At 62.6% G+C, this 1042-nt stretch carries 1 protein-coding gene; it reads right to left on the bottom strand.

Annotated elements, in window-relative coordinates; genetic code table 11:
• On the bottom strand, positions 1 to 1042 hold a 1042-nt coding region (locus ACIQ2D_RS22320), incomplete at both ends, for a Na+/H+ antiporter NhaA (RefSeq protein WP_402867460.1).

Genomic DNA, 1042 nt, shown 5'->3' with positions numbered 1-1042 from the left:
AGCCAGCACCATGGCGACGAGCACGCCGACGGTCGCCTGCCCGGCCAGTTCGGGAGATGTGCCGAAAGCCAAACCTATGATCAGCAGCGATACGGTGAATCCCATCCCCGATAGCGCAGATCCGCCCATCACACTGCCCATGCCGACCCCCTGCGGTAATCGGCCCGCTCCGAGTCGGACAGCGATGTATGTGGCTGCTCCGATGCCGAGGAGCTTGCCGAGAACCAGGCCAAGCACAACTCCCCAGGTCACACGGGCACTGAACGCTTCGACGAGCAGTCCGCCACGCAGGTCGACGCCGGCGTTGGCGAGAGCGAAGATCGGTACCACGATCAGCGCGGTGGGTACCCGGAGGTATTCGTGTATCCGCTCGTTGACGGCTGTGCCTTTGGCCAGTCCACGTGACACTGCACGACCTGATGCGGCGCTCGGAGACTGCCAGAAGTCACGAAACAGTTCTGGAGCCGCCTCCACCTTGTGCCGCTGTGTCGGGTACGCGGGAATCAGAAGGCCGGCGACCATTCCGGCAAGCGAGGGATGAACACCCGACTCGATCGTGCTGAACCACAGCACGATCACCACGAGAATGTATGGCGCGGCTCGCCACTGTCGCGCCCGCCCGAGTAGCCACAATGCTGTCAGGCATGCCAGGGAAACGAGCAGTGGAATCAGGCGAATGTTTTCGCTGTATACGAATCCGATGATGGACACCGCGAGGAAGTCGTCGACCACCGTGACGGTAAGGAGAAACACTCGCAGTTGGCCTGATCGTGCGGGCCCGAGGAGCGCCAAGGCCCCGAGCATGAAGGCGGTATCGGTGCCGACGACCACCCCCCAACCCTGCAGGCTGTCTCCGCTGCCGACGATCACGGCGTAGATGACGGCGGGTAGACACACCCCCGCGACTCCGGCGATCACGGCGATACGAGTGCGGGTTCGATCACGTAATGACCCGTGGGCGAACTCTTGGCGTACCTCGAGCCCGATCAGAAAGAAGAAGACGACCGTCAACCCGTCGTTGATCCAATGGTGAAGGCTCATG

The sequence above is a fragment of the Lysinibacillus sp. NPDC097287 genome (assembly GCF_044761695.1).
Taxonomy (GTDB): domain Bacteria; phylum Bacillota; class Bacilli; order Bacillales_A; family Planococcaceae; genus Lysinibacillus.
Note: the sequence above shows the minus strand (reverse complement) of the source record. Positions and strands in the feature narration are given on the sequence as shown.